This is a genomic window from Nitratireductor lacus (assembly GCF_056431025.1).
This window is the reverse complement of the sequence record NZ_JBWKMB010000002.1, coordinates 147,440-173,194: the sequence shown is the minus strand read 5'-3', so window position 1 is coordinate 173,194 and position 25,755 is coordinate 147,440. Positions and strand designations below refer to the sequence as shown.

General features: G+C 62.5%; 24 protein-coding genes. 10 read left to right on the top strand and 14 right to left on the bottom strand.

Features of this window, described 5'->3' with window-relative positions; all coding sequences use genetic code 11:
* Positions 1 to 21: 21 nt before the first annotated feature.
* The 6 genes from AC07E3_RS02605 to AC07E3_RS02580 form a co-directional block, all read right to left on the bottom strand.
* Positions 22 to 477, bottom strand: a complete 456-nt coding sequence (locus tag AC07E3_RS02605; protein ID WP_478360215.1) for a GNAT family N-acetyltransferase — start codon at positions 475 to 477, stop codon at positions 22 to 24.
* On the bottom strand, positions 470 to 1,399 hold the full coding sequence (locus tag AC07E3_RS02600; RefSeq protein ID WP_478360214.1) for an ABC transporter ATP-binding protein: 930 nt from the start codon (positions 1,397 to 1,399) through the stop codon (positions 470 to 472). The genes AC07E3_RS02605 and AC07E3_RS02600 overlap by 8 nt, the downstream gene beginning before the upstream one ends.
* Positions 1,396 to 2,205, bottom strand: coding sequence for an ABC transporter ATP-binding protein (locus AC07E3_RS02595; protein WP_478360213.1), 810 nt, complete (start codon positions 2,203 to 2,205; stop codon positions 1,396 to 1,398). The genes AC07E3_RS02600 and AC07E3_RS02595 overlap by 4 nt, the downstream gene beginning before the upstream one ends.
* Positions 2,202 to 3,110 (bottom strand): ABC transporter permease, encoded by a 909-nt coding sequence (locus tag AC07E3_RS02590; protein WP_336071814.1) that lies wholly within the window; start codon positions 3,108 to 3,110, stop codon positions 2,202 to 2,204. Before AC07E3_RS02590 ends, AC07E3_RS02595 begins: the two co-directional genes overlap by 4 nt.
* Complete coding sequence (locus AC07E3_RS02585; protein ID WP_478360212.1) at positions 3,110 to 4,087, bottom strand: ABC transporter permease; 978 nt, start codon at positions 4,085 to 4,087, stop codon at positions 3,110 to 3,112. The genes AC07E3_RS02590 and AC07E3_RS02585 overlap by 1 nt, the downstream gene beginning before the upstream one ends.
* A 149-nt stretch (positions 4,088 to 4,236) precedes the next feature.
* A complete protein-coding gene (locus tag AC07E3_RS02580; RefSeq protein WP_478360211.1) occupies positions 4,237 to 5,895 on the bottom strand; it encodes an ABC transporter substrate-binding protein in 1,659 nt (552 codons plus the stop codon).
* Between the two features lie 262 nt (positions 5,896 to 6,157).
* On the opposite strand from AC07E3_RS02580, the gene AC07E3_RS02575 reads away from it, so the two are divergent.
* Positions 6,158 to 9,517, top strand: a complete 3,360-nt coding sequence (locus tag AC07E3_RS02575; RefSeq protein WP_478360210.1) for an ATP-binding protein — start codon at positions 6,158 to 6,160, stop codon at positions 9,515 to 9,517.
* Between the two features lie 41 nt (positions 9,518 to 9,558).
* On the top strand, positions 9,559 to 11,490 hold the full coding sequence (locus tag AC07E3_RS02570; RefSeq protein ID WP_478360209.1) for a beta-N-acetylhexosaminidase: 1,932 nt from the start codon (positions 9,559 to 9,561) through the stop codon (positions 11,488 to 11,490).
* 52 nt (positions 11,491 to 11,542) lie between these two features.
* Here AC07E3_RS02570 and AC07E3_RS02565 read toward each other — a convergent pair whose 3' ends face one another.
* From AC07E3_RS02565 to AC07E3_RS02545, 5 genes are read right to left on the bottom strand one after another with little or no spacing between them, the layout of a single operon-like run.
* Complete coding sequence (locus AC07E3_RS02565) at positions 11,543 to 12,043, bottom strand: GAF domain-containing protein (RefSeq protein ID WP_478360208.1); 501 nt, start codon at positions 12,041 to 12,043, stop codon at positions 11,543 to 11,545.
* A 12-nt stretch (positions 12,044 to 12,055) separates the two neighbouring features.
* A complete protein-coding gene (locus tag AC07E3_RS02560) occupies positions 12,056 to 12,808 on the bottom strand; it encodes an ABC transporter ATP-binding protein (protein WP_478360207.1) in 753 nt (250 codons plus the stop codon).
* Positions 12,805 to 13,650: an ABC transporter ATP-binding protein gene (locus tag AC07E3_RS02555; protein ID WP_478360206.1), complete on the bottom strand. Its 846-nt coding sequence runs from the start codon at positions 13,648 to 13,650 to the stop codon at positions 12,805 to 12,807. The genes AC07E3_RS02560 and AC07E3_RS02555 overlap by 4 nt, the downstream gene beginning before the upstream one ends.
* Positions 13,647 to 14,543, bottom strand: coding sequence for an ABC transporter permease (locus AC07E3_RS02550; RefSeq protein ID WP_478360205.1), 897 nt, complete (start codon positions 14,541 to 14,543; stop codon positions 13,647 to 13,649). Before AC07E3_RS02550 ends, AC07E3_RS02555 begins: the two co-directional genes overlap by 4 nt.
* A complete protein-coding gene (locus tag AC07E3_RS02545) occupies positions 14,540 to 15,571 on the bottom strand; it encodes an ABC transporter permease (protein ID WP_478360269.1) in 1,032 nt (343 codons plus the stop codon). The genes AC07E3_RS02550 and AC07E3_RS02545 overlap by 4 nt, the downstream gene beginning before the upstream one ends.
* 277 nt (positions 15,572 to 15,848) lie before the next feature.
* On the opposite strand from AC07E3_RS02545, the gene AC07E3_RS02540 reads away from it, so the two are divergent.
* The 7 genes from AC07E3_RS02540 (at position 15,849) to queF (ending at position 21,706) form a co-directional block, all read left to right on the top strand.
* A complete protein-coding gene (locus AC07E3_RS02540) occupies positions 15,849 to 16,514 on the top strand; it encodes a helix-turn-helix domain-containing protein (RefSeq protein WP_478360204.1) in 666 nt (221 codons plus the stop codon).
* A 21-nt stretch (positions 16,515 to 16,535) separates the two neighbouring features.
* The gene (locus AC07E3_RS02535) at positions 16,536 to 18,122 is read left to right on the top strand and encodes an ABC transporter substrate-binding protein (protein WP_478360268.1); all 1,587 of its coding nucleotides are present in this window, start codon (positions 16,536 to 16,538) and stop codon (positions 18,120 to 18,122) included.
* An 87-nt stretch (positions 18,123 to 18,209) separates the two neighbouring features.
* Positions 18,210 to 19,307 carry a M24 family metallopeptidase gene (locus AC07E3_RS02530; RefSeq protein ID WP_478360203.1) on the top strand — a complete coding sequence of 366 codons (1,098 nt, stop codon included), beginning with the start codon at positions 18,210 to 18,212 and terminating at the stop codon, positions 19,305 to 19,307.
* Positions 19,308 to 19,444: 137 nt separating this feature from the next.
* Positions 19,445 to 20,158 carry a 7-cyano-7-deazaguanine synthase QueC gene (gene queC / locus AC07E3_RS02525; protein WP_478360202.1) on the top strand — a complete coding sequence of 238 codons (714 nt, stop codon included), beginning with the start codon at positions 19,445 to 19,447 and terminating at the stop codon, positions 20,156 to 20,158.
* On the top strand, positions 20,151 to 20,507 hold the full coding sequence (gene queD, locus AC07E3_RS02520; RefSeq protein ID WP_336071796.1) for a 6-carboxytetrahydropterin synthase QueD: 357 nt from the start codon (positions 20,151 to 20,153) through the stop codon (positions 20,505 to 20,507). Before queC ends, queD begins: the two co-directional genes overlap by 8 nt.
* Positions 20,504 to 21,223: a 7-carboxy-7-deazaguanine synthase QueE gene (queE, locus tag AC07E3_RS02515; RefSeq protein ID WP_478360201.1), complete on the top strand. Its 720-nt coding sequence runs from the start codon at positions 20,504 to 20,506 to the stop codon at positions 21,221 to 21,223. The genes queD and queE overlap by 4 nt, the downstream gene beginning before the upstream one ends.
* Positions 21,224 to 21,238: 15 nt before the next feature.
* Positions 21,239 to 21,706 carry a preQ(1) synthase gene (gene queF, locus AC07E3_RS02510; protein ID WP_478360200.1) on the top strand — a complete coding sequence of 156 codons (468 nt, stop codon included), beginning with the start codon at positions 21,239 to 21,241 and terminating at the stop codon, positions 21,704 to 21,706.
* Positions 21,707 to 21,777: 71 nt separating this feature from the next.
* Here the strand turns inward: queF and AC07E3_RS02505 are convergent, their stop codons facing one another.
* The 3 genes from AC07E3_RS02505 to AC07E3_RS02495 form a co-directional block, all read right to left on the bottom strand.
* On the bottom strand, positions 21,778 to 22,599 hold the full coding sequence (locus AC07E3_RS02505; protein WP_336071793.1) for a class I SAM-dependent methyltransferase: 822 nt from the start codon (positions 22,597 to 22,599) through the stop codon (positions 21,778 to 21,780).
* Positions 22,596 to 23,108, bottom strand: a complete 513-nt coding sequence (locus AC07E3_RS02500) for a GNAT family N-acetyltransferase (RefSeq protein WP_336071791.1) — start codon at positions 23,106 to 23,108, stop codon at positions 22,596 to 22,598. The genes AC07E3_RS02505 and AC07E3_RS02500 overlap by 4 nt, the downstream gene beginning before the upstream one ends.
* A gap of 139 nt (positions 23,109 to 23,247) precedes the next feature.
* The gene (locus AC07E3_RS02495; protein WP_007008695.1) at positions 23,248 to 23,721 is read right to left on the bottom strand and encodes a GNAT family N-acetyltransferase; all 474 of its coding nucleotides are present in this window, start codon (positions 23,719 to 23,721) and stop codon (positions 23,248 to 23,250) included.
* Between the two features lie 689 nt (positions 23,722 to 24,410).
* On the opposite strand from AC07E3_RS02495, the gene AC07E3_RS02490 reads away from it, so the two are divergent.
* Positions 24,411 to 25,718, top strand: coding sequence for a hypothetical protein (locus tag AC07E3_RS02490; RefSeq protein ID WP_478360199.1), 1,308 nt, complete (start codon positions 24,411 to 24,413; stop codon positions 25,716 to 25,718).
* Positions 25,719 to 25,755 lie beyond the last annotated feature (37 nt).

The window sequence follows — 25,755 nt, the reverse complement described above, 5'->3', positions numbered from 1 at the left end:
TCATGCCGCAACGCCAACCGCTCAGCGCAGCATGTCGCCATAGATGCCGGGGGTGGAGCCGGGAATCTCGATTGCGCCACACTGGCTCTTGTAGAACTCGATGGGTCCGGCTCCGCCAATCACACCATAGACATAGCCCGCGTCGCGCATCGCCTGGAGCGTGGCCATGAGCAGCGCCGCCCCGACGCCGCGCCCGCGCGCGGCCTCGTCAACACCGGTCGGGCCGAAGAAGCCCTTCGCCGTGGCGTCGTAGCAGGCGAAGCCCAGAAGCTTTCCGTCTTCCACCGCGACCAGAACATTGGCCGGCTGCGCCGCCATGGCCACGGCGCATTCACTGGCCCAGTTGCGGCTGAAATGCTTTTCGGCGAAATCGCACACCACATGCATTTCCGGCCCGATGGCGCGGCGAATGACAATGCCCTCCGCCACGGGCTTGGCCGGCGGAAGCTTGTAGAGGGGCACGAGCATATCAGTCATGGTCTGCATCCGAACAGGCAACGAAATGGTCTGGCGCAACTTCACGGTAGCCGGAGATGGGACGCGCCGCACTTGCCCGCACGGCCTCCGCCTGCCGGGTGAAGGCGAGCCCGTCGCCACCGGCATCGTCGAAACGCTTCGACGGATCGGGCACGGCAGAAATGAGAAGACGCGAATAGGGATGGCGCGGACTGCGGATGACCGCGTCGGACGGGCCGCGCTCCATCACCTGCCCGGCATACATCACCGCCGTTTCCTCGGCGATGTAGTGCGCGGTCGCGATATCGTGCGTGATGTAGAGGAAGGCGATGTTGCGCTCTTCCTTCAAGCGCCGCATCAGGTCGAGCACCGATTTGCGGATCGACACATCGAGCATGGAGGTGGGTTCATCGGCAACGATCAGCTCCGCGCCCACCGCAAGCGCACGGGCAAAGCTGACACGCTGGCGCTGACCACCGGAAAGCTGGTGCGGGAACTTCTCCAGCGTGGTGTCGGGATCCAGCTCCACATCGGCCAGCGTCTGCCTGAGCCGCGCTTCGAGATCCGCCGTCCCGCCATGCAGCCGCAGCGGGCGTTCGAGGTGGTGGCGGATCGTGTGGGTGGGGTTGAGCGAAGAGAACGGGTCCTGAAACACCATCTGCACCGCGCGCAGATAGGCGCGGTCGCCGCTGCGGGTGCGGTTCTCAAAAATGTTCTCGCCGCGAAACCGAACCGTGCCGGCGCTTGGTTCGAAATGGCGGATCACGGCACGCCCGCAGGTGCTCTTGCCCGATCCGCTTTCGCCCACCAGCGCCAGCGCCTTGCCCGGCTCGATGGAGAAGGTGACATTGCGCAGCGCATCCACGCGGCGCACAGCACCCAGAACCGGGCGCACATGGAAGGTCTTGGACACGCCTTCAAGCGACAGAAGCGGGGCGTTCATGCGGCTGCTCCCTCAATGCGCGGCATGGCTGCCCAGAGCCTGCGCGTGTATTCGTGCTGCGGATCGGCCACCAGGCTGCGCGCCTCGCCTTCCTCCACGATGCGCCCTTCCAGCATGATCGCGATGCGGTCGGCGAACTGCGCCATCAGCGCCAGATCATGCGTGATGAACAGCACCGAGAAGCCGAGCGTTTTGCGCAGCGCCACAATCTCCTGCAGGATCTCGCGCTGCACCACCACATCAAGCGCGGTGGTCGGCTCATCCATGACGACAAGGCGCGGCTTGAGCGTCAGCGCCATGGCGAGCACCACGCGCTGGCGCATGCCGCCGGAAAGCTGGTGCGGGAATGAATCGAGCCGGTCTTCGGGGATGCCCACCATGGCCAGCATCTCGCCGGCCTTCGCGCGGGCCGCCTCGCGCCCCATCTTCTCGTGGCGGGCAAGCATGTCGCGGAACTGCTCGAAGACCGTCAGCACCGGGTTCAGCGAGTTCATCGCGCTCTGGAACACCATGGACGACCCGCTCCACCGCCAGGCCTCGAGCCGGCGGCGTGAAAAGGCGAGCACGTCCTCACCCTCGAAGAGGATCCTGCCATCGCTGATGAAGGCCGGCGGCCGGTGGAGCCGCATGATCGAGAAGGCGATGGTGCTCTTGCCGCACCCGCTTTCGCCGGCGAGGCCGAGGATCTCGTTCTGCCCGATGTCGAGCGAGACATTGCGCACGGCGCGGAACGTGCCATTCGGCGTCAGGTAGTCGACGCACAGATTCTGCACCGAAAGAAGCGGCTTTGCGGTCTCCATGCTCATGCCTCCTTCTCCGCAAGACGCGCGCGGTCGAGCTTCTTCTGAAGCTTCATGGCCTTGCCGATGGCGCCCAGCGTGCGCAGCCGCGGATTGGAAATCTCGTCGACGCCGAAATTGAGCAGCGACAGGCCCACGCCGATGATGACGATGGCGACACAGGGCGCGGCCATCTCCCACCATGCGCCCACGGTGATCGCCGAGGCGTTCTTTGCGTTGTAGAGCATCGTGCCCCACGAGACGGAGAGCGGATCGCCAAGCCCGAGGAACTCCAGCGTCGCCTGGGTGATGATGGTGAAGATCACGCTGCCGATGAAGTTGAAACCGATGATCGACAGGAGGTTCGGCAGCATCTCCACCAGGATCATGCGCCAGACCGGTTCGCCGATCAGCTGGGAAGCCTGAATGAACTCGCGGTTCTTCAGGGTCATGGCCTGCGCCCGCGTCACACGCGCACCCCACGCCCATGATGTCAGGCCGATGATGATGGCGATGGAGAGCGGGCCCACCTGCCCGAGAAACGCCGCCAGAACCAGAAGCAGCGGCAATTGCGGCAGGACCAGCACCACATTGGTCGCGAAGTTGAGCGTCTCGTCCGTCGCGCCGCCATAATAGGCGGCGGTCAGGCCCACCACGGTGCCGATCAGCGTGACGATGAGCCCGGCCAGAATGCCGACCATGAGAGAGGTGCGCGTGCCCCACACAAGCTGGGTGTAGACATCGCGACCCATGCGCGTGGTGCCCATCACATATTCCGCGCTCGGCGGCTGATGCGGACGGCTCACGCGCTTGTTGGGATCGTGAGAAGTGATGAGTGGCGCGGCCAGCGCCACCACCACGTAGAACACAACAATGAAGACGCCGAAGGCTGCCTTGCGGTTGCGGACGAAGATCTTCAGGAGATTGAGCATCACGCCCTCCTCAAGCGCGGGTCGAGCGCCACACAAGCGATGTCGACGGCAAAGTTTGCGCTCAGCATGGCGAGCGTCATGATGAGAAGCTGGCCCTGAATGAGCGGGAAGTCGCGGGCGATCACACCCATGTAGAGCAGGTTTCCGAGCCCCGGATAATTGAACACCACCTCGGTGATGAGCGAGCCGCCGAACACCGAGCCAAGGCTGATCGCAAAGGCGGTGATGGACGGCAGGAAGGCGTTGCGCGCCGCATAATTGTAGCGCACGCGGGCATCCGAAAGCCCCTTCGCCTCCGCCAGATGCACGTAATCCTCGCCGAGCTGGCCGATCATGTTGTTGCGCATGGTGATGAGGTAGCCGCCCACCAGAACGATGCTGAGCGACAGAACCGGCATCAGCGCGTGAAAGAACACAGATGAGAGGAACGACCCGCTGAGCGAAGGCTCAAGCGAAGGGTCGAACGCATAGCCGGCGGGCAGCCAGTTGAGCGTGATGGCAAAGACGAACAGTGCCGTGATCGCCACCACCACCGGGGGTATCGACTGCAACGCCAGCGCCAGCGGGGACACAACGCCGTCGAACCGGCCGCCACGACGCCACGCGGCGCGGATGCCGAACAGTGTGCCGAGCGCATAGGCGACAAGTGTGGCCGTGCCGGTGAGGAACAGCGTCCACGGCAGAGCGCGGGCGAGCAGGTCATAAACGGGTGTCGGATAGTATTTGACCGAGAGGCCGAAATCCCAGGTGAAGATCGAGCCCAGATATTTGAGATACTGCAGATAAAGGGGTTCGTTGATGAAGCCGAAAGTCTCCATCAGCGCCTCGCGCGCCTCGGGCGGCAGGGTGCCCTGGGCCTGGGCCAGCATCACGTCGGCTGGATTGCCCGGCATGAGCCGTGGAATGAGAAAATTGAATGTGGCTGCCACGAGAAAGGCAACGAGATAGAACGCCAGCCTGCGCAGAACGAAGCGCATGGTCTCCCCTTTCTTTGCGCCGATTTCACCGGCGCCTTCTTTTGCTTTGAGGCCCCGATCGGGAGCTGTTCACCAGAAACACTGCTTCGAAACCCTCCTTCCCGCGAACGGGAAGGAGGTGGGAGGATGCAGTCAGATCGACGATTTTATCAATCTTCGACCGGACGCAGGGAGAGCAGGTGCAGGAGACGCTCAGGCGTCTCGTCGTGAACGACAGGCTTGGCCTGAGGATTCTCGGCGCTGAAGAAGCCGGTGAAACGTTTGGTGTTGTACTGGTACCAGAGCGGGTTGTTGAACACGGCGATGAAGGGCATGTCGCGGCCGATCTCCATCTGGATGTCGTCCATGATCGCGCGCTGTTCTTCGACATCCACCGTCTGGAAGAAGGACTCCAGCAGACCGTCCAGCTTCTCGTTGTAGTAACGGGTTGCGCCAAAGCGGGTCTTGCCCTGGTTCTGCGAATGCAGTCCCAGATCATAGTGGTAATGCGGTGTGACGCCGGTAAAGTAGGCGTTCATCGCCATATCGTAATCGCCGTTGATAAGGCTTTCCGACCAGACCGCATGTTCGGGCGTGGCGACCTGCGCCTCAATGCCGATGGAGGTCAGGCCTTCCACCGCAAGCTGCACCGTGTTGATCCAGTCGGTCCAGCCATTGGGCACGATGATGCTGAACGAAATCTCTTTGCCACTCGGCGTTTCCAGATTGCCGTCGCCGTCGGCGTCCTTGTAGCCCGCTTCCGCGAGAAGCGCCTTTGCACCTTCGACATCGTAGCGGGTGAACTTGCCGAATTTGGCATCCACTTCCGGGTTGTTCCAGGAGTGATAGGCCTGACCGAGGCCGGACGGATACTGGTTGATGGTCGGGTAGCCGTAGCCGGCGATGTCAACCATGGCTTCACGGTCGAACGACATGGAAACCGCGCGACGGAAATTCACGTCGCTGAACGCTTCGCGGTTGCCTTCGTTCTTCGATTCCATGTTCACGTTGAATGCGACAAGCGAGCCGGCGGGGAACCAGTATTTGTGGTGCTCGGGATCCTTGCCGACAAAGGTCTTCTCGATATCGGGGAGGAAGGAACCCATCCAGTCGAGCTCGCCACGGGCCGCTGCTGCCAGTGCCTGATCGTTTGTCGCGATCTGCGGGAAGCGCATGCAGTCGACCTTGAGCGTGTCCGCATCCCAGTATTTGTCATTGCGGCACTGGATGTATTCCTGTGGCGTGAAACGGCGGATTTCGGTCAGCGGACCGGTGCCGACGGGGTTCGGATTGGTGAAGGTGACCGGATCTTCGACACTGCCCCAGACATGCTCGGGAACGACCGCAAGACGCACGATGGAGTAGATCGCACCGGAATTCGCGTCGTTCAGGGTGAAGCGGACCGTCCGGTCATCCAATGCTTCAGCGGATTCGACCAGCTTGCCGTGACCGTAATTGTCGAGCGGCTTGTGCGCCTTCACGAGGTTCAGGCTGAAAACCACATCCTCTGCGGTGAAGGGTTCTCCATCCGACCAGGTTACGCCCTCACGCAGGGTCACGGTAACAGACTTCAGATCCTCGGAATATTCGTAACCCGTCGCCAAACGGTAGTTCGGCTCACCGCCTTTCAGCGTGTTGAAAATGATCAGCGGCTCGTAAATGAAATCGTTGACCGAAGGCAGCCGTGTGGACTGGTTGTATGGATTGAAGTTTTCGATCCACGCCGTGCGCTGGATCGGCAGGGCCGTGAGAACAGACTCGGCTGCGGCCGATTGCATCTGAAGAATACCGGCGGCAAGGACGAGCCCCGCCGTGAGCGAATGTTTCATGCTTTCCTCCCTCAAGAGCCGAGCGGACCGTCCGCCCTGTTCCACTGCTTTGCCGAAGGCTCCACCCTGGCGCGACACGCGCCGGCAAGAACAGCTGAGTCATTCTGCTGGACAAGACCAATCCAATGCCACCTGCTATTTCGTAAATTTCGTCAGTTTCGTTGCATTCGCCTACGGGCGGGGCACGCGGTCTTGGCGGAACCCTCGCGGTTCGCTAGCGTGTTCTTCGAACGGCGCACCTTTGCCGTCTCGGGAGGATTGCATGAATTGGCGCAGGGTTTTGCCGGCCGGCTTCCAGGCCCGGCTTTTATTGGTCTTGTTCGCGGTATCGATCGTGCCGCTGGCGATCAGCGCTGCCGCCTTCTACTCCCTCGTCAACGCGAATATTGCACGCGAAACCTTCGAGAAGATCGCCTTTGCGCGCGATGCCAAGACCAGTGAACTGACACAATATGTGTCTTTCGCCAAGCGTCAGGCCGAAAGCCTCGCCCAGACCAACATCGCGCGCTACTCGATTGGCGACTTTTACGGGTTCAGCTACGCCATGAGCCAGATGGCGCCCGATGAGGAGCAGGCCGCGGAAGAGCTGCGCAGCCTGTTCGAGGTCGGGCCGAACGAGCCGGCGCGGGCCGAAGCGCCCAGCCATGACCGGCTCCTGCGCGAAGCCCTCGCCTACGCCAATGCGCACAGCCAGTTTCACGAAGAATATCTGACCTTCGTGGAGAGCTCCGAGTTCGACAATGTCTATCTCGTCAATGCGCGCGGGCGGGTCGTCTATTCCGTCTTTAAGGACGATTATCTGGGAACTCTCCTGACCAACGGCGATTCAACGCTTTCCAGGACGCTGATGGAATTGCGCTCCGCGGCAGACGACCGGCATATCGTGTTTTACGATTTTGCGCGCGACCCGCGCACCGGCGAATTCGCCGCCTATTTCGCCGTTCGCGTGAACCTTTATCAACGCGCCAGCGGCGCTGCCATTCTGCGCCTGCCCGCCAGCAAGCTTGCCGCCCTTCTGGGCGGGCATGAAGGCGTCAACGGCACGCTCAGCCTCATATCGTCGCGCGGCGCCGTCATCGCCTCTTCGGCCCCTGCCCTGAAGACCGGCATGAGCGCCAGCGTGCCGGAGGAGATGGAAGCGAAAAGCGGTGTGACGATGCTCGAAACGGGACTGCTCGGCGCACCCGTCCTTTCGGCATGGACACATCTTCTCCTGCCCGACGCCACCTGGCTCTTCGCCGTCGATGCAGACGCCGCATCGGCCTTCGCGGCGAGCACCAGACTGCGCAATCTCATCCTGGCGCTGGCGGCACTCGCACTGCCGCTGATCCTGCTTCTTTCCTACTATCTCGCCCGCTCGCAGACGCGCCCGCTGAAATCCGTCACCGATGCGGCAGAGGCCGTGGCCGATGGCGCGCTCGACATGAGCCTGCCGAAATTCGACCAGCCGACGGAATTCGCGCGGCTCTCTCATTCCGTCGCCCGCATGCGCGATGCGCTGCGCGATCAGCTTCAGCTCATCAGCCAGAAGAACCGCGAACTGGAAGTGCACATCCGCGAGATCGGCGAGAAGAATGCGGAGCTGGAACAGGCCGACCGCATGAAAGACCAGTTCCTCGCCAACACCTCGCATGAGCTGAGAACACCGCTCAACGGCATCATCGGCATCTCCGAAACACTGGCCGCAGGTGCTGCCGGCGACATCGCCCCCACACAGCGCAACCAGCTTCAGCTCATCACCTTCTCGGCCCGCCGCCTGTCGCGCCTCGTGGACGACCTGCTCGACCTCTACCGCATCCGGCAGGGTCGCATGCGGCTCGACATTCAGGGCGTCGACGTGGCCACCAGCGTGCGCCAGGTTCTGCTTCTGTCTGAGCCGCTGCTTTCCGGCGAGCCGGTGAGCCTCAGAGTGGACATTCCCGATGTGACGCCGCCCGTGATCGCCGACCCGGTGCGCTTTGAGCAGATCCTCTACAACCTCATCGGCAACGCCATCAAATATGTCGATGACGGGCACATCCACGTCACCGCATGGCACGAGGGCGAAGGCGACAGCGCGACGGTTTCCATCGCCGTGGAAGACACGGGACGCGGCATCTCGCCCGAGAATCTGGAGCGCATCTTCCAGCCGCTCGAACAGGCCGAAGCCGACGATGTCACGCAGAAGAAGAGCGGAACCGGCCTCGGCCTCGCCATCGCGCGCAATCTTGCAGCCCTGCTCGGCGGCACGCTGACCGCGACCAGCGAGCCGGGCAAGGGCTCGCGCTTCGTGCTGCAGCTTCCCGCCGCCAGCGCCGATGCGGCAGAACAGGCGCGCGGCAAGTATCCCGGCGGCCTGCACCAGACCATCAACGCGCTCGATGCATTCGAGACCTCCGTCTCCGAGCGCGGCGACGCCAATGCGCAGACCATCGTCGTGGTGGATGACGAGCCGATCAATCTTCAGGTGCTGCGCAACGTGCTCCTGCCGCAGGGATACCGCGTCATCTGCGCCGACAATGGGCGGGCCGGCATCGAGGCCGTTCTGGAACACAAGCCCGACCTGCTCATTCTCGACGTGATGATGAACGATCTCTCGGGCCTCGAAGTGGCGCGCACGCTGCGCCGCCAGTTCTCGCTGATCGACCTGCCCATCATCATGGTCACGGCGCGCAGCCGCACGCGCGACATGATCGCCGGCTTCGAGGCGGGTGCGAACGACTATGTGGTGAAGCCCTTCGTCAAGGACGAGCTTCTGACGCGCATCTCCACCCTGATCGACGCCTCGCGCGCCCGCAGCCGTGCGGAGGAAAATCAGGAGCTGCGCGACGAGGTGGACCGCCGCATCCAGGTGGAAGACGCACTGCGCCTTTCGCAGCGCCGCATGGCGCGCCTGCTCGACGCGCTGGAAGCGGGCCTCGTCTGCGTCAACGACAAGACGATCATCACCTATGCCAACCGGGCTGCGGAAACGATCTTCGGCCGCCCGCTCGACCGCGCCACGCCCCTGTCGCTTCTGCTGCCATCGGACATGGCCGCGCTGCTCGACAGCCAGTGCCGGGTGGATGGCGAAAGCAGCGCCACGCTGCATCTGGGCGGACGCGAATTCACCATCAACGCGTTCGAGCTGGAGCCCGAGGCGGGCGCGGGCATGGCACTCGTATTAAGCGACGCCTCGCTGGAGGCCGAGAACCTGATTGTTTCGGTGCGCGGCGCCATCGACAGCGCACTGCCGGTGATGGCCGGCGAAGCGCAGGCCGAGCCCGGCCCGGCATCGGATGAAGCTTATCGCGCCCTCATCGTGCAGGTGATGACGGGCAGCCTCAACCTGTGGCGCGACGTGACCGGCAAGGAGCGGATCGAGTTTGCCGAGGAGAGCGGCATCTGGCGCGTCAGCCTCGACAAGACGTCGCTGCAGACCCGCACGCTCGACAAATATCTGCTGATCGAGACGCTGCCGCTCAACCCGCGCTGGCGCGATGTGGTGCGCTCGGCCGAGTTCACCCTCGCCCGCGCGGAGGCCGCCGACCGGCAGGCCGAAGGACAGAAACTCGCCGCCGATCTCGCGCGCCTGCGTGAGCATCTGCGGATCGCCAACGCACCCCGGCAGCGGCAGGACCAGCCCACCGCCGCCGACCACTGAAATCCATCAATCCAAGCATTCTTTTTTCGGGAGGAACACCGATGCCGAACAGCCATGCCTGCCGCCTGCGGACCAATTGGGACGCAGAGCGCCGCGTGATCGAGCTGAAGCTCGAAATGACCGAAGGCGCGCCCATCAGCGGCGCACAGCTCGCCACCACCTCGCTCTTCCGCATTCATCCCGACTGCGAGATCGAGGGGGCGACGCTTGCCGACCAGCTTTCCAACTACCACGTGTTCCTCCAGCCGAGCGGCGCAGTGCTTTCGCCGGGCGAAAGCTGGGTCATTCGAGCAGACCGGCTGAGCCATGTGCTGCGCCACTACACCTATGGCCCCAAGAGTGCGCATCTGATCCTGAAGGACGGAACCACCTGCCCCGTGGACATCGAACCGATGACGCTGAATGGCGTTCCCGGCGAGCCGAACTGGGAAAAGCTCGAGCCGACCGCGCTGCCGGAAGGGGCGGCCCCCATTTCCGTCATTCCCGCACCGCTGGATGTGCAGGTGGATGGCCGGCGCGACACGGAAGCGCCATTCGTTCTTGCGCGCGAGGCCACGCTGAATGCGCAGAAAGCCTTTTCGGCGGTTCGTGCGCTTGCAGGCCGTCTCTTCGCCGATGAGGAACCGCTCTTCGGCCACGGTGCCGGCCATGTGGTGACGGCAACGGACGATCCCGATCTGGGCGATGGCGCCTATGCGATCACATTCGGTGAAAAAGAGAGCGCGCTCAGCGCCGGTGATGAAAACGGTTTCCGCCATGGCCTCATCACGCTGGGACAGATGCTGCGCGGCGCGCGCCAACGTCCGGACGAGTTCACCCTGCCGGCCAGCGGCGCGATCAGCGACAGGCCGCGTTTCGGCTGGCGCGGCGCGCATCTCGATGTCGCCCGCCAGTTCTATGTCATGCAGGATCTGGTCGATTTCCTCGACTGCCTCGCCTGGAACAAGCTGAACCATTTCCACATTCATCTGAACGATGACGAGGCGTGGCGTCTTGAGATTCCGGGCTGGCCCGCGCTGACGGCGCGCACCGCGTTTCGCGGCGGCAACGAAATCCTGCCGCCGCTTCTCGGCACGCCGGCAGAACGCTCCGGCGGCTTCTACACCGGCGACGACATGCGCGCGCTGGTCGCCCATGGCGCAGGGCTTGGCATCGAGATCATTCCCGAGATCGATATTCCCGGCCATTGCTACTGCGTGCTGCGCGCGCTGCCCCAGCTCTGCGATCCAGGTGAAAACCGCATCTACTATCGCTCGGTGCAGTATTTTCCGAACAATGCGCTCAATCCCGCGGTCGACGCCACCTGGACCTTCCTCGGCGATGTATTCGACACGCTCGTGGACATCTTCCCGGCGCGCTACATCCACGCCGGCGCGGACGAAGTGGCCGAGGGCGCATGGCTGGAATCCCCAAAGGCCCGCGCGCTGGGCGAAAAACTGTTCGGCAAGGTCGAGACCTTCTCGCTGCAGTCCTATTTCCTGAAGCGCGTTCAGGAGATGCTGCGCGAGCGCGGTCGCGACATCGCCGTGTGGGAAGAGGGTGCGCTTGGCGGCGGACTCGATGTGGACGGCGCACTGCTTGTCGCATGGAAGGAATCGAAGAGCGGCCGCGCTCTGGCCGAACAGGGCTATCAGGTCGTGCTGGCCCCTGCCGAGCGCTACTATCTCGACATTGCCCGTTCGACGGACTGGTGGGAACCCGGCGCAAGCTGGGCCGGAACCGTGACGCTGCGCGACGCCTATGACTATGAGCCGGGCGGCGACTGGCCGGATGCGCTGAAAGATCAGCTCGCCGGTGTGCAGACTTGCCTCTGGTCGGAGAACCTGGCGACGCCCGGCCTCTTCGCGCATCTGGTCTATCCGCGCATCTCCGCCATGGCCGAGACGGCGTGGTCGGCAAGCGAGCGCAAGGACTTTGATCGTTTCCGGGCGATCCAGGATCTGATGCCCGTTTCACACCGCACGGTGTCGTAAAGAAATTCCGCCCTCATGGTCCGAAAGGCTGACCATGAGGGCGGAAACAGTGTCAGCCCTGCAGCTGGCGGCTGGCGAGATACGCTGCCTTTGCCGGCACCGAGAGCCAGGCCTTCGCAAGCGCCACGCGCTCGGGCGTGTAGTGATGCTCGACATCGAGCATGTTGACGGTGCCCACCAGCGTGTCGCCAAGCACCACCGGAAGGTTGATGACCGAACCGCAGCCGAGCTTGCCGATCAGCGTGGCGTCGGGGAACACGGTGTCGATGTCGGCCAGCGTGTTGGCGACGAAGCATTCGCGCTTTTTGTGCACCGTCTCGAACCAGCGGTCATAGTGGATCGGCTTGGTGCCTGAAACGGGATATTCTTCCGGATGCGAGGTGTAGGAACGGCTTGCCGTTTCCGTCTTCATGTCTGCCGTCATGAAGGTGAACAGCTTCGTGCCGACCACGGCACGCGTCAGCTCCAGCAGCGCATCGAAGGGTGCATCCGGGGTCGTGGCGCGTGAAAGCGCACGGTCGAATTCGGCCAGCGGGCCGGTGTAGTCGGTCATTTTCAGTCTCTGTTATGCGGGTTGGAGCGTGCCGCCACTGGCGGCGTAGAGTTCGCGCGAATAGGGATCGGCAAGCCGGCCCGTCTTCAGCGCATCCACCTCTGCGATCTCGACAACGCGGCCATGCCGCATGACCGCCATCCGGTCGCAGAGGAAGGAGACCACGGGCAGATTGTGGGTCACCATCAGATAGGTGAGCCCCTGCTCGCGGCGAAGCTTCTTCAGGAGGTTGAGGATTTCCGCCTGCACCGACACGTCGAGCGCCGAGGTGGGCTCGTCGAGCAGCATCACGCGCGGCTCCAGCATCAGCGCACGGGCAATCGCCACGCGCTGCCGCTGGCCGCCCGAAAGCTGGTGCGGAAAGCGGAAGCGGAAACGCTGGTCGAGACCGACCGCGTCGAGCATGTCCTTCACCCGCGTGTCGCGTCCGCCGATGCCGTGCACGGCAAGCGGCTCGGCCAGGCAGTCGTCCACCGTCTTGCGCGGGTGCAGCGATCCGTACGGATCCTGAAACACCATCTGGCAGACTTTCGCGAACGCCCGGTCCGGCGCATGGCCGCGCGGCTTTCCGAGCACGGAGATCCTGCCGGTCCAGTCGGGTGCAAGGCCGCTGATCGCGCGCAGGATGGTTGATTTTCCGGAGCCCGACTCGCCCACCAGCGCAAAGCTCTCGCCCTCGGCCACCGAGAAATCGACATCGAACACCACCGGCGTCTTGCCGTAGCTGATCGACAGGTTTTCGAGATGAATGGCGGCGTTCTTCATGTGCCCGCTCCCGTGGTCCAGGTGCTGCGGTCGAGCACCGGCAGTTCGTCGCGGTCCTCGTCCATGCGCGGCATGGCCGCAAGAAGCCCCTTCGTGTAGGGGTGCGTCGCCTTGTTGAGATCGCTGGCCTTGCAGGTTTCAACGATCTCGCCGCTGTTCATCACGAGGATGCGGTCGCAATAGCGCGAGACGAGGTTCAGATCGTGGCTGATGAGGATCAGCCCCATGCCCTTGCCGGTCACCAGATCGTCGATGATGTCGAGCACCTGCGCCTGCACCGAAACGTCGAGCGCCGAAGTCGGCTCGTCAGCGATCAGAAGGTCGGGCTCCGGGATCAGCATCATGGCGATCATGACGCGCTGGCCCATGCCGCCCGAAACCTCGTGCGGATAGAGGTTGGCCACCCGCTCCGGCTCGTTGATGCGCACGGCTTCCAGCATGGAAAGCACCCGCGCCTTCAGCTCGCCGCGCGGCAGCTTTTTGTGGGTGAGCAGCGCCTCACCGATCTGCTCGCCGATGGTCATCACCGGGTTCAGCGAGAATTTCGGGTCCTGCATCACCATGGAGATGCGCGCGCCGCGAAGCTCGCGCATCTGCCGTTCGCTCTGCGACAGAAGGTCGATGCCATCGAAGGTCATCCGGTCCGCCGTCACGCGGCCCGGCTTGCGAATGAGCCGCAGGATGGACCGGCCCGTCATCGACTTGCCGGAACCGGATTCGCCGACGATGCCCAGACGCTCACGGCCAAGCGAGAATGAAATGCCCTTCACCACGTCGACCGGTCCGCGGGATGTGGGGAAAGTGACGGTCAGGTTTTCGATTTCAAGCAGCGGTGCACTCATTGCTTTTCTCCCTGCTTGGGATCGAGCACGTCACGCAGGCCATCGCCCAGGAAGCAGAAGCCGAGGCTGACGAGAATGATCGCAAAGCCCGGCATGGTGGCGACCCACCACTGATCGAGGATGAAGTTTCGCCCGCGCGAGATCATCGCGCCCCATTCAGGCAAAGGCGGCTGCGCGCCGAGGCCAAGGAAGCCGAGGCCGGCGGCGGTGAGGATGATGCCCGCCATGTCGAGTGTGACGCGCACGATGGTCGAGGACGCGCAGAGCGGCAGCACGTGACGCAGGATGACCCGCGTTGCCGAAGCACCCTGCAGCCTGACCGCCGAGATGAATTCCGAATCCCGGAAGGTGATCGTCTCGGCGCGAGCGATGCGCGCATAGACCGGCCATGCGGTGATGGCGATGGCGATGATGGCGTTTTCGATGCCGGGCCCCAGTGCTGCCACAAAGGCAAGCGCCAGAATGAGCTTCGGCATCGACAGGAAGATGTCGGTCACGCCCATCAGGACGCGGTCGACCCAGCCGCCGAAATAGCCGGACACCGCACCGACCACGAGGCCGATGGGGGCGGCGATGACGGCCACCATGGTGACGATCAGAAGCGTGATGCGCGCACCGTAGACGACGCGCGAATAGATATCGCGGCCAAGCTCATCCGTGCCCATCCAGTGTTCGGCGGAGGGCGGCATGAGGCGGTTTGCGAGATCCTGCCCAACGGGGGAGTAGGGCGCGATCAGCGGTGCGAAGACCGCCATGACGACCAGCACCAGCACGATCAGCGCGCCGACAACGGCGAGCGGATTGCGTAACAGTGCGGTCCAGACGCGCCATGCGCGGCCCAGATTGGCCTGCAGGCGCGAGGCGGGCGAATCGTCGAGAAGCCAGTCAATCATCGGCGTGCCCTCGGGTCGAGGATGCGGTAAAGCACATCGGAAATCTTGTTGATCATGATGAAGACAGCGCCAATCACCAGCGTCGCGCCGAGAACGGCGTTCATGTCGGCGGTGAGAAGCGCGGTCGTGAGATAATTACCGATGCCCGGCCATGAGAACACGGTCTCGATCATCACCGAACCTTCCAGAAGTGCTGCATAGGACAGGCCGATCACGGTGATGAGCTGAATGCGGATCGGATAGAACGCATGCCGCCAGATGACACGGCGCTCCGATACGCCCTTCACACGCGCCGTGGTGACGTACTCCTGTCCGAGCTGGTCGAGCATGAAGGAGCGCGTCATGCGGGCGATATAGGCCAAAGAGAAGAAGCCGAGGATCGATGCCGGCAGCATCAGATGGTCGAGCGCGTTCCAGAAGATATCCCACTCGCCGGCGATCACGCTGTCGATGAGATAAAGCCCGGTCACGGGATCGAGCAGACCGTCATAGAAGATATCGACGCGGCCCGGACCGGCAACCCAGCCAAGCCCCGCATAGAAGATCGCCAGACCGACAAGGCCGAGCCAGAAGGCGGGCACCGAATAGCCGAGCAGGCCGAGCACGCGGATCACCTGGTCGATCCAGCTGCCCTGATGCGTGGCGGCGACAACGCCCATGGGCACGCCCAGCACGACACCGATGATGATGCCGATAGTGGCCATTTCCAGCGTCGCGGGGAAGACGCGCGCCAGATCGTCGACCACCGGACGTCCGGTGGAGATCGACATGCCGAGATCGCCCGTCAGAACGTCGCCCACATAGGCGAAGAACTGCACGATGAGCGGTCGGTCGAGGCCCATGGCCTGACGCGCTGCCTCATAGACCTCCTGTGTCGCCCGGTCGCCAACAACCGAGAGCACGGGATCGATCGGCACGACACGACCGATGAAGAAGGTGATGGCCAGAAGGCCGAGAAATGTGCCAGCGACGACGACGACGAAACGCAGAACGCTCGCAACGCCCTCGAAGGCACGGCCGGCCAGCATGCCCATGCGTGCGCTGGCAGCCCCGGTGGATGGTTCAAACGCCATGGCTTGTTCGCTCTCTGGCCGCTGCTTCGTTGAATGGATGCCCCAAACGCGCCCCCTCTCCCCTGGCTGACCTGCAAGCCGGCGCGCGCACCACCAGGAAGTCAACATTCTGTTTTCATGCAGTTTTGCGGCGCAAAAGCCCGTCTCGCGCCCTGCAAAACCTTCAAAAAAGAGCTTGGATCATACAAAAAAATCTGGTTACATCAAAAAAATTTTTGTGGGGGAAAAATCTTTGAGCACGCAGCCGGCCCGCGCCACACCCGATGTCGACACCCGAATCGGTGTGCTGATACGCGCCCGCCGAAAGCAGCTCGGCCTCACCCTGCAGCAACTGGGAGAGGCGTCCGGCCTCTCGGTGGGCTATCTGAGCCAGGTGGAGCGCGACAACGCCACGCCGACGCTCGGTTCGCTTGCCGGCATTGCCCGCGCGCTGGGTGTGGGGCTCGATTATTTCGTCGCCCAGCCCCGCGCCGAGGACGGGCTGACGCGGGCTGAAAGCCGCCAGCAATTTTCAATTGCCGGCTCCTCGATCATCTATGAGCGGCTCGGGACGGAGTTTCCCGGAAGCCAACTATCCTCCTTCGTGCTGACAGTGCCGCCCGGCTATTCCTCGGAGACGGTGAGCCATGAAGGCGAAGAGCTGATCTACATTCTCGAAGGCACCATCACCCAGTATCTCGACGGCGAGGAAATGGTGATGAAGGCCGGCGACAGCCTGCACTATCGCGGCAACACTCCGCATGCCTGGAAGAACACCACCGATATACCGGCCCGCCTTTTGTGGACCGGCACGCTGACCGTGTTCGGCGCCAATGGCCAGGCGAGCAATCGCATCGAACTGGTTTCGCCGGACAAGGCCTCCGGCAAACCACCAAGAAAAACCAAGAGCAATTCCTGATCCAAAAAGGAGGAGAACATGATGAAGCTCTTCAAGACGGCGCTCCTTGCCGCCGCCCTCACCATGCCGCTTTCGCAGCATGCGCTCGCTGCCACGCCGGACAATGTGCTGGTCGTCGCGCAGAACATCGACGACATCGTCGCCATCGATCCCGCTCAGGCCTACGAGTTCTCGTCGGGCGAGCTGGTCACCAACATCTATGACCGCCTCGTGCAGTACGACGCCGAGGACCCGACGGTGCTCGCACCCGGCCTTGCAGCCGAGTGGGAAGCCGATGCGGAAGCAAAGACCATCACCTTCACCATGCGCGACGGCGCGACCTTCCACTCGGGCAACCCGGTGCGCGCGGAAGACGTGGCGTTTTCCTTTGCCCGCGTCATCAAGCTCAACCTGACCCCGGCCTTCATCCTCGCCCAGCTCGGCTGGACGGCGGAGAATGTGGACCAGATGGTCACCGTCGACGGCAACAAGGTTGTCGTGAAATATGAGGGCGACTTCTCGCCTGCCTTCGTGCTCAACGTTCTGGCCGCCCGCCCGGCTTCCATCGTCGATGAAAAGACGGTGATGGAGCATGAAGAAAATGGCGATATGGGCAACAAGTGGCTCAACGCCAACTCCGCCGGTTCCGGCCCGTTCAAACTGACGGCCTATCGCCCCGGCGAGCTGGTGCGCATGGGCGCCAATGCCGACTACTTCAAGGGTGCGCCGAAGGTCGAGAACGTCATCATCCGTCACGTGGCGGAAGCGGCGACCCAGCAGCTTCTGCTCCAGTCAGGCGATGTGGACATGGCCCGCAACCTGACGCCGGACCAGATCAACGGCATCAGCGCCGACAACATCAAGGTCGAGACCTATCCGCAGGCCGCCGTGCATTTCGTCTCCTTCAACCAGAAGACGGAAGCTCTGCAGCCCGAAGCGGTCTGGGAGGCCGCACGCTACCTCGTCAACTACGAGGGCATGACCGAAAGCTTCCTCAAGGGACAGATGGAAATCCATCAGGCCTTCTGGCCGAAAGGCTTCCCCGGTTCCTATGACGAGACGCCCTACACCTATGACCCGGAGAAAGCGAAGCAGATCCTTGCCGATGCCGGGGTGGAAACGCCGATCAACGTGACGCTCGACGTCATCAACTCGACGCCATTCACCGACATGGCGCAGTCGCTGCAGGCGAGCTTTGCGGAAGCCGGCATCAATTTCGACATCATCCCCGGCACGGGCTCGCAGGTCATCACCAAGTACCGTGAGCGCAGCCACGAGGCGATGCTGCTCTACTGGGGCCCGGATTTCATGGATCCGCACTCCAACGCGAAAGCCTTCGCCTATAACCGCGACAATTCCGACGACAACTACCAGGCCACCACCACATGGCGGAACGCCTGGGCCGTGCCGACGGAAATGAACGACAAGACCGCTGCGGCTCTGGCCGAATCCGACGCCGACAAGCGCAACGCGATGTATGTCGAGCTGCAGAAGGAGGTGCAGGCCAAATCGCCGATCGTCATCATGTTCCAGGCTGCCTATCAGGTGGCGATGGACAAGAAGGTGAACGGCTACGTCAACGGCGCCACCTCCGACTTCGTCTATTACCGGCTCGTCACGAAAGACTGACGAACGCCACACCATTCGAGGCCGCCCCGCCAGTCGTGGCGGCCTCTTTTCTTTTCAAAGCGCCTCTCTCATTTCTGGAGTTTGTCCATGTCCACCACCTCCAACCGGCGGCTTGAGGCCCTGCGCGAGCGCATGCGCGAAACCGGCACCGATCTCGTCGCCATCGGCCCGTCGAGCCACATGGTCTACCTTGCCGGTCTCGACCCGCATGGCGACGAACGCCCCGTCATGCTTCTGATCTCGAAGGATCATGCCGGCTTCCTGATGCCCGCGCTCAATGTCGACAGCTCGCGCCAGAAGACCGACCTGCCCTTCTTCCCCTGGCGCGACGATGACGGCCCGGACGCCGCCCTTGCCGCGCTTTTGAAGGCATCGAACCTGCCGGCGGCTCCCAGCGTCGTGATCGACGAGACGATGCGCGCCGATTTCGCGCTGCTTCTGCTCGACGCGCTGCCGGGCGCGAAGCGCCGCTTCACCGACGACACGGTGGGCCATCTGCGCGCCCGCAAGGACGAAGACGAGTACAAGCGCCTGAAGGCGAGCGCGGTGCTCAACGACAAGGCCGCCATGGCCGGCTTCGATGCGCTGAAGCCGGGTATCACCGAGCTGGAAGTGGCGGCAGCCATCCGCGACGTCTACAAGGCGGCGGGTGCGGTGCCGGTCTTCACCAGCGTGTGCTTTGGCGGCAATGGCGCATTCCCGCATCACCACACCGGCGACACGAAGCTGAAGGAAGGCGACGCGGTGCTGATCGACACCGGCGGTCGGCTGGACGGCTACCCCTCCGACATGACGCGCGTTGGCTATTACGGAAAGCCCGATGCGGAGTTTGAGAAGGTCTACGCCATCGTCGAGCAGGCGGTTGCCGCGGCGCTGAATGCGGCGAAACCCGGCGTTTCGGCCAAGGCCATCGACAAGGCCGCGCGCGACGTGATCACCGAGGCGGGTTATGGTGACTTTTTCCCCCACCGCACCGGCCACGGGCTCGGCATCGACATTCACGAGCCGCCCTACATGACCGCCACCTCCGAGACCGTTCTCGACGAAGGCATGGTTTTCTCCATCGAGCCCGGCATCTACCTGCCCGGCAAGTTCGGCCTCAGGCTGGAGGAGATCGTCATCATGCGCGCCGACGGTGCGGAGATCCTCTCCGACATGCCGCGCACCGCGCAGCTGCGCGGATAGAGGCTCACAAAGCCAGGCGGCGGTCGGGAAACCGATCGCCGCTTTTCTTTGGGCTGAAGGTCTGATACGCCTCCAGCCGCCGGAGAATTCCGGCACCGGTCGCAGCCTACCCGGTCATTAAAACAAGGAACCCGATCATGAAAACGCTCGTCGTCTGCTCAGGCGGACTCGATTCCGTTTCCCTTGCCCACAAGGTGGCACGGGAACAAAACCTTATTGGCCTGATCTCCTTCGATTACGGCCAGAGACATCGCAAGGAGCTGGATTTCGCGGCAAGGGCAGCCGCCCGGCTCGGCGTCCCTCACGACCTTCTCGACATCTCCGCCATAGGCCGGCATCTCTCAGGCTCCGCCCTCACCGACGCCATAGACGTGCCGGACGGGCACTATGCCGAGGAGACCATGCGCGTGACGGTGGTGCCCAACCGCAACGCCATCATGCTCGCCATCGCCTTCGGCATTGCCGCAGCGCGCGGGGCCGATGCCGTCGCCGCCGCCGTTCATGGCGGCGATCACTTCATCTATCCCGATTGCCGGCCGGGCTTCATCGATGCGTTTCAGGCGATGCAGGATGCTGCGCTCGAAGGCATGGGCGCGGTCAGCCTCTACACGCCCTTCGTGAACGGCACCAAGGGCGACATCGTGCGCGAGGGCGCGCGCGTCGATACGCCGTTTGCCGAAACCTGGTCCTGCTACAGGGGCGGCGAAAACCATTGCGGGCGCTGCGGCACCTGCGTGGAGCGGCGCGAGGCTTTTCATGAGGCCGGTGTCGCCGACCCCACCATCTATGACGATCCGGACTTCTGGCTTGCCGCCACCGGGCAGACCGCCGGGGAGGCAGAGCATGTATAGGGTCAGCAAGGAGTTTCACTTCTCCGCCTCGCACCGCCTGGCGAACCTGCCCGACGACCACCCCTGCGCGCGGCTGCACGGGCACAATTACATCGTCGTGGTGGAACTGGCCGGGGAGCGGCTCGACAATCACGGCTTCGTGCGCGACTACCGCGAGCTCAAGCCCCTTAAAGACCATATCGACGACACGCTCGACCATCGGCATCTGAACGAGGTGTTCGGCCATGACGGCGTCACCGCCGAGTTTCTGGCCAAGGCGCTTTTCGACTGGTGCCGGACGCGCTGGAGCGAGGTGTCGGCGGTGCGCGTGAGCGAGACGCCCAAGACCTGGGCGGAATACCGGCCATGAGCACGCTGCGCATTGCCGAGATTTTCGGCCCCACGATCCAGGGCGAAGGCGCGCTGATCGGCATGCCGACCGTGTTTGTGCGCGCCGGCGGCTGCGACTATCGCTGCCGCTGGTGCGACAGCCTGCACGCCGTCGACAATGCCTATCGCCATGACTGGGTGCCCATGCGGAGCCAGGACGTGCTTGAGCGCATAAGGGAGCTCTCCGGCGGCGCGCCGGTCATGGTCTCGCTGTCCGGCGGCAACCCGGCGATCCAGCCCGTCGAAGAGCTGATCGATGCGGGCCGCGCCGAGGGCTATCGTTTCGCGCTTGAAACGCAGGGCTCCATCGCCCGTGACTGGTTCGCAAAGCTCGACATGCTGGTTCTGAGCCCCAAGCCCCCCTCCTCCGGCGAGACGGTGGACTGGGAGCGTTTCGACGCCTGCGTCACCGCCGCCGGATCTGCATCCACGGTGATGAAGATCGTCATCTTCGACGAGGCCGATTATCGCTGGGCGAAGGATGCGGCTGAGCGCTACCCCGCCCTGCCCCTCTACCTCCAGCCGGGCAACCACACCCCGCCGCCACCCGAAGCCGAGGATGCCGCCATCGACATGGAGGGCATTCTGGAGCGCATGCGCTGGCTGGTGGACCGCACCGTGGCCGACCGCTGGTTTTCCCCCCACATCCTGCCGCAGCTCCACGTGCTCCTGTGGGGCAACCGGCGCGGCGTCTGAAAGGAAGCGACCGCAATGACCGACAAGACCATCTACGACAATCTGACCCTTCTGGGCGGCAGGACCGAACTGCCCGGATCGCCCGAAGATGCCGTGCTCGAACGCGTGCCCAACCCGCAGGAGGATGTGCGCTACGCCGTGCGCTTCACCGCGCCGGAATTCACGTCGCTCTGCCCGCTCACGGGCCAGCCCGATTTCGCCCATCTGGTGATCGATTATGTGCCGGCCGGCTGGCTGGTGGAGAGCAAGTCGCTAAAGCTTTATCTCGGCGCGTTTCGCAATCACGGCGCGTTTCACGAAGACTGCACCGTCTCCATAGGCCGCCGCCTGTGCGACCTTCTGGCCCCCCACTGGCTGCGCATCGGCGGCTACTGGTATCCGCGCGGCGGCATGCCCATCGACGTGTTTTACCAGACCGGCGAGCCGCCAAAGGGCGTGTGGATCGCCGATCAGGGCGTCCCGCCTTATCGCGGGCGGGGCTGAGGTCTTCGCGCTGCTTCGCCCCTTCAGCCCCTGACAGCCCCGGGGCGTGGCATGAGCATGCCTGGAGACATTCATCGTCTCGCAAGCGTGATGATCTCGGGGGCGTGCGGTCCGACCGGATTGCGCCGGAAATCGCCATACTGTTCGCTGATACGGAAGCCTGTTTGTTTCAGCAGGTCGCACAGCGCGTGATGTTCCATGAAACGCAGGGTGCTGCAGCTTGTCGCCGGCAGTCCCGGATGATCCCCTTCGAATGTTTCGACGAAGGTCACGCAACGCCCGTCGAACGGCACCGTAACACGGGTTGTGACCTGTAAGGTTCTGCCATCCGGCTCGATCAGCCGGTCCGGCCCTTCCTGCGCCCACCGTTCCCAGACGCGGGCATCCGGATTGCGTGTTTCGAAGGCAAAACAGCCGCCGGGAACCAGTGCCTCCCGTACGGAATGCAGGAATGTGGCAAGCTCTTCATCTTCAACGATTGCCTGAAACGCGTGACCCGTCATCACGATCAGTTCAAACTGCTCCCTGAAACCGCAGTCAGCCAGAACGCCGGGCAACCATTCAACGCCATCGTATTGTCTCGCGATCCTGAGCATGCTTTCGGCCGGATCAAGACCGCAAAGGCGCCCTGCATGTCCTCCCGCATGTGCCTCGCGCAACAAGGAACCCGTACCACACCCCACATCGAGTACAGACTGCGCCTCATGGATCATCGGCAGATAGAAGTCGAAGTCGCCGCGCAGATGGCGCGGCTGAAGTCGATCATAAAGCGATGCCAGATACGGGTTTGCGTATAGTTCATCGATCCCGGCAGTGCCCCCCGGCGCTGTGCCGGAGACTCCACCGCCGCCCTCCCGCGCGGGGCTGAGGCGCGGTTGTGGTTGCGTGTTCAAGGCACGCGCTCTCCGCGCGGGCTCTCAAGGGCAAGAACCACCTCTACCTCTTCGTCAAACATGCCGCCCGTGGGCACGAAGCCGAGCTTCTCGTAGAATTTCTGCGGGCCGCCCGCGCCGAGCCCGAAGCTCGTGTAGAGCTCCCTTATGCCGCGCGCGCGCAGACGGTCCGCGACCCCGGCGATCGCCCGCCTTCCATACCCACGGCCCTGAAACGGCCGGGCGATCATGAAACGCCAGAGATAAGGCCCGGGACAATCGATGCCGTCGTCCCAGTCCGATCCCTCGTGCAGCATCACGAAACCCACAAGGCATTCATCCGCATAGATTGCGCGGAACCAGGCCGATTCCGAGCAGAACCCCTCGGCAAGCGATGTTCCATTGTCGGCAACGAATTCGCGCTGCTGATCCGAAAGCGTCTCGCTCAGTTCGCACACCTCCGACACATTCGCCGAGGTGACGCGGCGGAAGGTGATCTCGGCAGTATTTTCCAGTGCTTCTTCCATCATGTTCGTTCCATTGACCATCCGGCTGCACGATCTTCGCAGCCATTTCCTGAACGCGCCGGCAGGCAGGTCAATGCCTGGCGGCGGTCCAATGCCTCTCTGTGAAGGGGCCGGAGAGCGCGAGGCTCCCCGGCCCTTGACGTTACACGTCGAGCCGCATCACCATTTCGCCCTCAATGGTTTCGCCGGTTGGCCGAAAGCCCGCCCGTTTATAGAGCCTGATGGCAGCCTCGTTTTCGGGCTTCACCCCCAGCATGATGAACGGGCAGTCCGGCAGCGCGGACAGCCTGCGGACGATGAGCGAAAGCGCCGCCGCCCCGTAACCGTGCCCCTGGAAGCGGGCATCGATCATCAGACGGTAGAGCCAGCGATTGCCATCGTCTTCGTCGAGGGCGTGCATGGCGAACCCGACGGGCTGCCCTCCCGCCCGGATAACGAGGGGAACGCAGGCGTCGTTCTCGTCCGCTTCCTCGAGCGAATCCGCGTTTGACGCCACAAACCGGGTCTGCTCATCGGCAACGCGGAGCGCGCAGAGATCTGCACGGTCCTCCGGACTGACGACATGCACGGTGACGGATGACGCAGGCGCCATCCGATGCGATGATTTCTTTTCCATATTTTCCTGCAACGGTGCACACGGGCACCGAAAATGAGCTTCGTTGCAGAGCGCAGATCGAGGGCAGGTCCACCCTTGATACGCTCCCGCGATGCTCGCTGCCGCAGGATCTTTTAAAGGATTGCGATCCCCGGAACAGCGAGCGCAGATTTACCGATAAAGCCAAACATTGCGCGCCTCCCTGATCGTGGTTCACCGTTTCGCCACTACACGCATGGCGCGCGCGCCGCAAGCGGTTTCGAAGCCGTCGACCGTCGATTGGGAGGCGCGGGATTGTCTGCGTGAAAACGCCAGTGCATTGCCCGGCGCAGCGCGGCATCATGGGCCTGTGGCCCGTGAAAATCAGTTGCGCAAAGTGCTCTTGCTGGAAGGGACCTGGGGACTGGAGCCGATAAAATGGAGAAGTGCGTCTACGCGATAGCTCTCAAAGTTGAGGAGAGTGCGATTGGCAGCGATGGGGTGAGAAGCGGTCATTCGTATGACCGCAATATCTGGCAGCTATGCGGACAAAGCCGCCTTCGCTGCGGCTGCGCCAATGTCCGCACCCAGGGATTGATCTGACATTCCAGGTTCTCGCGGTGTAGCGTGCCCGGCTTCGAATAAGGCCGCCCCTTGACTGACATTCTTTCCAAAGAAATTGTCGCGCAATAGCCATATAATTTAAATCTTCAGCATAGAGTTAAATAAAAATGAGATTCTGGAGAAAAGAATTCACAAATGAAGAAATAATCTTTCTTCTCAATAAAATAAAGAATTATAGATATATAAATGAAGACGGACGCATCACACTTACTGACGTTGGTCACCATGACGGATGGATCTCGATCTTGACTTCTGCCCTCGGGTTCGACGTTCGAACAGATGCACTTCGAGCGAGGATCGTTCGTGCTGTCCTTTTCTCACCAGATCTACCACTTGACTTCACAGAGAACGAATTCCGCAAAATCGCCTATCGGTTGCGCTGCAAATTCCAAGATCAGGAAATAATAAGTTATCGCGTTGCCTTTCCCGTATGGAACCTTCCCAAATTCCTTACGGGGACGAGAAAGATGGGCGATGTAGTTTTGAACTTCACTCCTTCCCGCCAAACCCGTGTATTCAAAACTATTGCGCGGGAACGTGAAAACCAGCAATCCCACCGGCGCTACGGAGCTTTTTTCACGAAAGATAAGTTGAAAGACCTGCGGCATTGTTCGATCTGCTTAGCCCACGTGCGGGCCAACAGCCCAGCCGATGCAAACGAACGGGCGTCCGAATCGCTTTACGAAATCCTCGGCTTGGTCAACTTGGCCACCGATGGGGGCAAGTACTGGCGCTCGTCATCGCGCATTGCTGGTAAATTGCCAGTTTCGGACGTTTTGATCGGACCACACACAACCACCCACTTTGAGAACGGCAAATTAACCCACGACGGCTTCTGGCATGAAAAATGGGTTGGTGGGCCGAACCAGAAAGCTCTTAGGGCCGAAGTATGGGCAGCATGGGAAAAACGCGTCAAGCAACTTGAGCTAGGCATTTCTAAATCCCCTTGGCGTGATCGGTGCAAATCAGCCGCCGCACGTTACTTCAAAGCGTTTTCAAATCCCAACCTTGAGGAATCCTTTCTTGAAGGCTGGCGGCTTTTCGAGAATATCTCGGGAACACGCTACGAGAAGGTCAATGACCAGTTGCGTCGCGCCTCCAATATATTTGAGGACAACGTAGAATACTTGATAATCGGTAGGCATCTGGCGCTTCGCCGCAATTTGCTGGCGCACGGCCACGCTATTAAGACGGATGACGAGGAAACGCTGGCGTTTCAGATGCTTCAGTTTGTGGCACCGTTCCTGGAGCGATACATTCTCAATGGCTTTGAGTTTGGATCACCTAGCGAGCTCTGGGAATTTCTAGAGCTTCCCGCGCAACGACAGGACCGCGCAGCAATTCGCACTGGGCTCGAGCGACGGCTAGACTTGCTCGAAAAGGTCGCCAAATTTCGTGGTGAAACGGATTGGTAGGAGCGTCAGCTCCCGAATATGATCACTGGCAGCTACA

What these genes read in the sequence shown, in the direction of transcription:
- AC07E3_RS02555 (WP_478360206.1), bottom strand. Translation starts at nt 13,650, where the DNA reads ATGAGTGCACCGCTGCTTGAAATCGAAAACCTGACCGTCACTTTCCCC.
- AC07E3_RS02550 (WP_478360205.1), bottom strand. Translation starts at nt 14,543, where the DNA reads ATGATTGACTGGCTTCTCGACGATTCGCCCGCCTCGCGCCTGCAGGCC.
- AC07E3_RS02560 (WP_478360207.1), bottom strand. Translation starts at nt 12,808, where the DNA reads ATGAAGAACGCCGCCATTCATCTCGAAAACCTGTCGATCAGCTACGGC.
- AC07E3_RS02585 (WP_478360212.1), bottom strand. Translation starts at nt 4,087, where the DNA reads ATGCGCTTCGTTCTGCGCAGGCTGGCGTTCTATCTCGTTGCCTTTCTC.
- AC07E3_RS02605 (WP_478360215.1), bottom strand. Translation starts at nt 477, where the DNA reads ATGACTGATATGCTCGTGCCCCTCTACAAGCTTCCGCCGGCCAAGCCC.
- AC07E3_RS02535 (WP_478360268.1), top strand. Translation starts at nt 16,536, where the DNA reads ATGAAGCTCTTCAAGACGGCGCTCCTTGCCGCCGCCCTCACCATGCCG.
- AC07E3_RS02595 (WP_478360213.1), bottom strand. Translation starts at nt 2,205, where the DNA reads ATGAGCATGGAGACCGCAAAGCCGCTTCTTTCGGTGCAGAATCTGTGC.
- AC07E3_RS02565 (WP_478360208.1), bottom strand. Translation starts at nt 12,043, where the DNA reads ATGACCGACTACACCGGCCCGCTGGCCGAATTCGACCGTGCGCTTTCA.
- AC07E3_RS02590 (WP_336071814.1), bottom strand. Translation starts at nt 3,110, where the DNA reads ATGCTCAATCTCCTGAAGATCTTCGTCCGCAACCGCAAGGCAGCCTTC.
- queC (WP_478360202.1), top strand. Translation starts at nt 19,445, where the DNA reads ATGAAAACGCTCGTCGTCTGCTCAGGCGGACTCGATTCCGTTTCCCTT.
- AC07E3_RS02545 (WP_478360269.1), bottom strand. Translation starts at nt 15,571, where the DNA reads ATGCTGGCCGGCCGTGCCTTCGAGGGCGTTGCGAGCGTTCTGCGTTTC.
- AC07E3_RS02530 (WP_478360203.1), top strand. Translation starts at nt 18,210, where the DNA reads ATGTCCACCACCTCCAACCGGCGGCTTGAGGCCCTGCGCGAGCGCATG.
- AC07E3_RS02495 (WP_007008695.1), bottom strand. Translation starts at nt 23,721, where the DNA reads ATGGAAAAGAAATCATCGCATCGGATGGCGCCTGCGTCATCCGTCACC.
- queE (WP_478360201.1), top strand. Translation starts at nt 20,504, where the DNA reads ATGAGCACGCTGCGCATTGCCGAGATTTTCGGCCCCACGATCCAGGGC.
- AC07E3_RS02500 (WP_336071791.1), bottom strand. Translation starts at nt 23,108, where the DNA reads ATGATGGAAGAAGCACTGGAAAATACTGCCGAGATCACCTTCCGCCGC.
- AC07E3_RS02570 (WP_478360209.1), top strand. Translation starts at nt 9,559, where the DNA reads ATGCCGAACAGCCATGCCTGCCGCCTGCGGACCAATTGGGACGCAGAG.
- AC07E3_RS02600 (WP_478360214.1), bottom strand. Translation starts at nt 1,399, where the DNA reads ATGAACGCCCCGCTTCTGTCGCTTGAAGGCGTGTCCAAGACCTTCCAT.
- queD (WP_336071796.1), top strand. Translation starts at nt 20,151, where the DNA reads ATGTATAGGGTCAGCAAGGAGTTTCACTTCTCCGCCTCGCACCGCCTG.
- AC07E3_RS02580 (WP_478360211.1), bottom strand. Translation starts at nt 5,895, where the DNA reads ATGAAACATTCGCTCACGGCGGGGCTCGTCCTTGCCGCCGGTATTCTT.
- queF (WP_478360200.1), top strand. Translation starts at nt 21,239, where the DNA reads ATGACCGACAAGACCATCTACGACAATCTGACCCTTCTGGGCGGCAGG.
- AC07E3_RS02575 (WP_478360210.1), top strand. Translation starts at nt 6,158, where the DNA reads ATGAATTGGCGCAGGGTTTTGCCGGCCGGCTTCCAGGCCCGGCTTTTA.
- AC07E3_RS02490 (WP_478360199.1), top strand. Translation starts at nt 24,411, where the DNA reads ATGAGATTCTGGAGAAAAGAATTCACAAATGAAGAAATAATCTTTCTT.